Origin of the sequence: Arsenophonus sp. ENCA (assembly GCF_002287155.1) — a bacterium.
GTDB classification, from domain to species: domain Bacteria; phylum Pseudomonadota; class Gammaproteobacteria; order Enterobacterales; family Enterobacteriaceae; genus Arsenophonus; species Arsenophonus nilaparvatae.
The window spans coordinates 1-5,648 of sequence record NZ_NHNG01000612.1; the positions used below are offsets into that span (position 1 = coordinate 1).

Here is a 5,648-nt window from a genome sequence, read left to right on the forward strand (position 1 = left end):
TGAGCAAAAATGGGCGCCGTCACGATAAACGCTTACTCGATAAAGTCGATATAATTCGCCATATTCCTCCTGAGGTAACCATCTGGGCAGATACCGGTTTTCAAGGTATAGATAAACAGCATCCTAATACACAAATCCCAAAAAAAGGAACTCGAAAAAGACCTTTATCGCCTGAACAAAAACAAGAAAATAAAATAATCTCGGGCATCCGTATTACAGTTGAACACGCCATCGCGGGTATCAAGCGCCTCGGTTGCATGACCCAAATTTTACGGAATCGTAGACCCTTTATTGATGATACCTTCTTACTCCTTAGCGCAGGTCTTTGGAATTTCCATCTCAGAACAGCGTAAAATTTACTTCAATCACCGAAACACCCTTATTTCACTATTAAGCAACACGCTTTGAGTTCTCCATGCATAAACAGATAACTGAGATCACCGGTGCTAATGTCTTCTTTGCCAGGCCTTATCACTCATGGGAGCGTGGTTTAAATGAACACAGTAACGGACTTATCCGCCGTTTTTACCCAAAAGGAACGGACTTCAACTCAGTCACGGACAACGAGATTGCAGAACTTGAGCACATACTTAATACTCGGGGACGAAAATCGTTGGGCTATTTTTCTCCAAATGAAGTATTTTTAGCTCATCTAATGGCTGCATAACGTTTTATGGGTTTGTTGTGTTTCGACTGGGAATGGGCCTTATCCTAAAACTATCATTACCGCACTTGGCAAAGCGGAAATTGACCAATCACCCCGACGGATTGTTGCATTGGGAAGCGGTAGTGAGGATATCTTATTAGCCCTTGGGATCGTGCCTATTGCGATTGAGTCACATTATTGGGGTGGCGATAGACAAGGATATTTACCCTGGTTTAAGGAAGAAATTGAACGGCGTGGCGCCAGGTTACCGGTTATCATTGAAATGTATCCAGAATTGGATATAGAAAAAATTATTAAATTAAAACCTGATTTAATTCTGGCAACCCAATCAGGTATTACCCAAGCGGATTTTAATGCGTTATCTTATTTTGCTCCGGTGGTGGCATATCCAGATAAACCCTGGCAGACAACACCGCAACAGCAAATTAAATTAATTGCTAATGCATTAGATAAACAACCGCAGGGAAAAAAATTGAGCACTGAACTTGATGCGATGTTAGTCGCAGCCGGTCATCGCATCCCTAATATACAAAACTATCAATTTGCTTATATTAAGGCTGGGACGACAGCGAATAGTTTATCCATTTATGTAAAAAATGATCCACGGGTAGATACATTGGTTCATATTGGTTTGTCATTATTGCCATTGGCAAGAACCGTCACGGCTCCTTTTGGTAGTTTTGCTGTCAATATTGGTTTGGAAAATGCTGATTTACTGAATGATGCTGATATTTTGTTGACCTGGTATAACAGCGAAAAAGAGCGACAACAAACCGAATCTCAGCCGCTATTTCAATCGATACGGGCAGTTCGTCAGGGCGTTTATATTCCATTAACGGATCAAGCGCTAGTCATGTCTATGTCGTATGGCTCGCCACTCAGTTTACGTTGGGGATTACCAAAATTTATGTCATTACTGCAGCAGGAGTTAGCCAAGCATGATAAATCCTAAGCGGCGTATTTCCCGGGTATTGGGATTAATATTAATGTTGCTATTGACCTGCCTTTGTATTCTGGCCAGTTTAAGTTTTGGTTCAAAACCCGTACCGTTATCAGCAGTTTGGCAACATTATTGGTTTAATAGTCAAGTTAATTATTATGATTTAATCATTGAGGCACGAGAGTCCCGTACTTTTATTGGATTAATGGCGGGGGCAGCGTTAGCGTTAGCAGGCGCAGTGACGCAAGGATTGCTGCGTAATCCTCTTGGCGATCCTGGTTTATTAGGCATCAATGCCGGTGCAGCAGCGGCGGTGGTTTTTTGCTCTTTAGTGCCAGTACTAACTAATGTCTCTCATTTTTGGGCAGCTTTTGTTGGCGCTAGTTTATCCACTTTACTGTTTTATTTTATGAGTGGTAGTCACCTTAACACTAACCCGGTAAGGCTAATTTTAACCGACGTCGCTATCAATGCTTGTTTATTGGCGGTAGTGCAAGGCATTGTTCTAATCAACCCACAAGCGATGGATAGTTATCGTTTTTGGATCATGAGCGCTTTAAATGCAGTATCGTTAACAGAGGCTGGTTGGTTAATCCCTTATTTATTAGTGGCTATTATCTTAACATTTTCACTGAGTGCAGCATTAAATATTATGGTCTTTGGTGACGGCATTGTGCATTCTCTGGGGGGTAATGTCGCGCGTACCCGTCTATTGTCGCTATTAAGTGTTAGCATGCTGGCGGCTGTTGCAACCGCAATGGCTGGGCCGATTGCTTTTATAGGTTTAGTGGCGCCACATTTAATGCGAGCCTGGATAGGTAGTGATTTTCGTTGGTTATTGCCTTATAGCATGCTAGCAGGCTCATGTTTGTTATTAATATCTGATGTGATAGCACGACTAGTCATTGCGCCAGAAGAAGTAATGGTTGGTACTATTACCGCGGTAGTTGGTGCGCCTTTGCTTTATTGGGTAGCCAAAAAACCAACTGATAGCAGGATGGTAGAATAAAGTATGATGCAGATCGAATTGTCAGCTAATCAAACGGGCACTAAAACATTTGGCATAGGAAATATACGATTTATTGCTCCTTCATGGCAGACGTCCAGTAGAATATTATTCTTATTTCTTTTGTTAGTTTTATTTTTATATCTGATTTTAGCCTTTGGACGGGAAGGGATAGATAATCCTTGGTTAGAGATGAACACCCGTTATCAGCAATTTATTCTATTACAGATCCCTTTACCTAGAGCATTAGTTGCCATCAGTGCGGGTATGACGCTGGCGCTTTCAGGCGCACTTTTTCAGATCACTATGCGTAATGCATTAGGCAGTCCAGATATTATTGGTATTAATGCCGGAGCAGCGGTTGGCATTATGGTGGCGTTACTATTCTGGCCTGGTGTTTTACCTATTCCTGTTGGTGCGTTAATAGGGGCTGTTGTTGCGGTATTATTGGTTTATGTTGCTAATGGCGCCGTAAATGGCGAAATACAGACGGCTAAAATTGTGCTCTCAGGTATTGCTGTAGCTGCTTTATGTATGGCGTTAGTTGATTTTGCCATTTCGAATACGCGTATTGAGCAGGCGCAACAAATTCGCTCACTGTTAAGTGGCAGTTTGGCTAATAGGGGTTGGCAGGATGTTGTGCTGATCAGTAGTATGTTGGTTTTTATGCCAATTCTGTTTTGGTTGGGTAAACAGTTGAACTATATCAGTTTAGGTAATGATATCGCTATTACACTTGGTGTTCCTGTACGGTTGGTGCAAATTATCAGCATATTATTAGCGATTATTTTTGCCACCCTATCAGTATTGGTTGTTGGGCCGGTTGCTTTTGTTGCGCTAGCGGCACCGCAAATTGCCCGGCGACTCATTTTGCATAAAGGTATAGCACTGTTTTGTTCTATGCTAGTTGGCGTTTTATTAATGTTGAGTGCTGATTTTATTACTCTAATATTGCCCACGCCTGGGCGTTTAACGGTAGGTTTAGTCACGGCAGTCATTGGTGGGATTTATTTAATGTACTTATTGTATCTGGAATTTAGGAGAATAGGCTAATGGTATCATCTACTCATTCTCCCTTTGTTGCTTCACGGCTGACAGCCCATGATGTCTTTGTTGGATATGGCAAAAAAAGCATTATTAAAGATGTAAATATAGCTATTTATGATAACGAATTTAGTGTCATTATCGGACCTAACGGCTGTGGTAAATCAACCTTATTAAAAACCTTTAGTCGTATTATGCAGCCGCAGTCTGGTGAAATTCGATTAGATGGTAATGATGTTTTCCATGCTAAACCTAAATGGGTTGCTCGGCAGCTCTCATTATTAGCACAAGGCGCTGTTATCATTGAACCATTGACTATCTATGAACTTGTTTCACGCGGACGTTATCCTTATCAATCTTTTTTATTACAGTGGTCAGCAGAAGATGAACGGGCGGTACATGATGCACTAAAGGCGGTAGATCTTTGGCCTATGGCGCAAAAATTAGTCAGTGAATTATCAGGCGGTCAGCGTCAGCGAGTCTGGTTTGCGATGACAATTGCTCAACAAACGCCCATCATTTTATTAGATGAACCAACAACCTATTTAGATATAGCCCATCAAATTGAAATGCTTGATCTTTGTCAACGTTTGCATCAGCAAGGAAAAACGTTAGTGTTGGAGCTGCATGACATTAATCTGGCTTTACGTTATGCCTCGCGTCTAATTATGATGAAAGAGGGGCAAATCTATGCTGAAGGAAAACCTGAAAAAATTATTACTGAACAGAATATTAAAAATGTATTTGGTTTGCCATGCCGTATTATTTCAGATCCTGAATCGGGTAAACCATTAATTATTCCAAAATATAAAATAAATAAATAATCGACAGAATATTTTTTATATTTTAGGATTGAAAATAAAAAAATCAGAGAATATCGCATGAGAAATAAAAAACCTTACTTAGTATTAAAGTGAGGTTTTTTGTTAAAATATATGCTGCTTAGAGAAGCGTGTTAGCATTAGTATATTTTACCCCAAATATTTAACATCGGGTGACTAACGGTTTATTGGCGGATCAATGTAGGAATAAAAATGAATAAAATGGCTTTATCATTGTGTATGTTAAGTTTTTTTTGTTCTGCGAAAGTGATTACCCATCAACAATTAGCTGATCTATGGCAATCACCAAAGGAAGAAGCTAAACAACTAGTTAATCACATGAGTTTTGAAGAAAAACTGGGGCAAATGTTAATGTTGGGTTTCGTCATTGGGGGATTGACGCAAAAAAAATGCTATGGCGATGACCAAACTCAATCCAGCAATCGCCAATATTATTCACCATTATCATTTAGGTTCGGTGATCTTATTTAGAGATAATTTAATCGATTCGCCACAAACCGTAAACCTGATTAATGCGCTGCAACAGGCTCGCAGCAACTTACCATTATTTATTAGCGTTGACCAGGAAGGTGGCTATGTCACGCGATTACGAGATGGTACTGAGATGCCAGGTAATATGGCATTAGGTGCAACGCGTTCTAAGCAGCTGAGTGAATTGGTTGGCATGATCCATGGTTATGAACTTACCCATTTAGGCTTTAATTTTAATTTTGCGCCAGTGGTTGATATCAATAATAACCAAGCTAATCCTATCATTTGTGTACGTTCTTATTCAGACAGGCCACAGCTGGTGGCTGAAATGGCCAACAGTTATATTCAAGGAATTCATCGATATAAAGCGTGTTGCTTAATAGTGAAATAAGGGTGTTTCGGTGATTGAAGTAAATTTTACGCTGTTCTGAGATGGAAATTCCAAAGACCTGCGCTAAGGAGTAAGAAGGTATCATCAATAAAGGGTCTACGATTCCGTAAAATTTGGGTCATGCAACCGAGGCGCTTGATACCCGCGATGGCGTGTTCAACTGTAATACGGATGCCCGAGATTATTTTATTTTCTTGTTTTTGTTCAGGCGATAAAGGTCTTTTTCGAGTTCCTTTTTTTGGGATTTGTGTATTAGGATGCTGTTTATCTATACCTTGAAAACCGGT

General features: G+C 40.3%; 9 protein-coding genes. 8 read left to right on the top strand and 1 reads right to left on the bottom strand.

Annotated features, from left to right (window positions below; genetic code table 11):
- The 8 genes from CBG25_RS15795 to CBG25_RS15830 form a co-directional block, all read left to right on the top strand.
- The coding region (locus CBG25_RS15795) for a transposase family protein (protein WP_290603898.1) at positions 1-353 on the top strand (353 nt) is incomplete at its 5' end.
- 62 nt (positions 354-415) lie between these two features.
- A complete protein-coding gene (locus CBG25_RS15800; RefSeq protein ID WP_290607834.1) occupies positions 416-667 on the top strand; it encodes an IS30 family transposase in 252 nt (83 codons plus the stop codon).
- Positions 668-776: 109 nt separating this feature from the next.
- Positions 777-1,619 carry an iron-siderophore ABC transporter substrate-binding protein gene (locus CBG25_RS15805; RefSeq protein ID WP_290607836.1) on the top strand — a complete coding sequence of 281 codons (843 nt, stop codon included), beginning with the start codon at positions 777-779 and terminating at the stop codon, positions 1,617-1,619.
- Positions 1,606-2,616: an iron ABC transporter permease gene (locus tag CBG25_RS15810; protein ID WP_290607838.1), complete on the top strand. Its 1,011-nt coding sequence runs from the start codon at positions 1,606-1,608 to the stop codon at positions 2,614-2,616. Before CBG25_RS15805 ends, CBG25_RS15810 begins: the two co-directional genes overlap by 14 nt.
- Positions 2,617-2,619: 3 nt before the next feature.
- Positions 2,620-3,666: an iron chelate uptake ABC transporter family permease subunit gene (locus CBG25_RS15815; RefSeq protein ID WP_290607840.1), complete on the top strand. Its 1,047-nt coding sequence runs from the start codon at positions 2,620-2,622 to the stop codon at positions 3,664-3,666.
- On the top strand, positions 3,666-4,481 hold the full coding sequence (locus CBG25_RS15820) for an ABC transporter ATP-binding protein (RefSeq protein ID WP_290607842.1): 816 nt from the start codon (positions 3,666-3,668) through the stop codon (positions 4,479-4,481). The genes CBG25_RS15815 and CBG25_RS15820 overlap by 1 nt, the downstream gene beginning before the upstream one ends.
- Before the next feature lie 210 nt (positions 4,482-4,691).
- Positions 4,692-4,970, top strand: coding sequence for a hypothetical protein (locus CBG25_RS15825; RefSeq protein WP_290607844.1), 279 nt, complete (start codon positions 4,692-4,694; stop codon positions 4,968-4,970).
- A complete protein-coding gene (locus CBG25_RS15830; RefSeq protein ID WP_290607845.1) occupies positions 4,900-5,361 on the top strand; it encodes a glycoside hydrolase family 3 N-terminal domain-containing protein in 462 nt (153 codons plus the stop codon). The genes CBG25_RS15825 and CBG25_RS15830 overlap by 71 nt, the downstream gene beginning before the upstream one ends.
- 26 nt (positions 5,362-5,387) lie before the next feature.
- Here the strand turns inward: CBG25_RS15830 and CBG25_RS15835 are convergent.
- Positions 5,388-5,648 (bottom strand): transposase family protein (locus CBG25_RS15835; protein WP_290606100.1); only part of this gene is annotated, 261 nt, incomplete at its 5' end.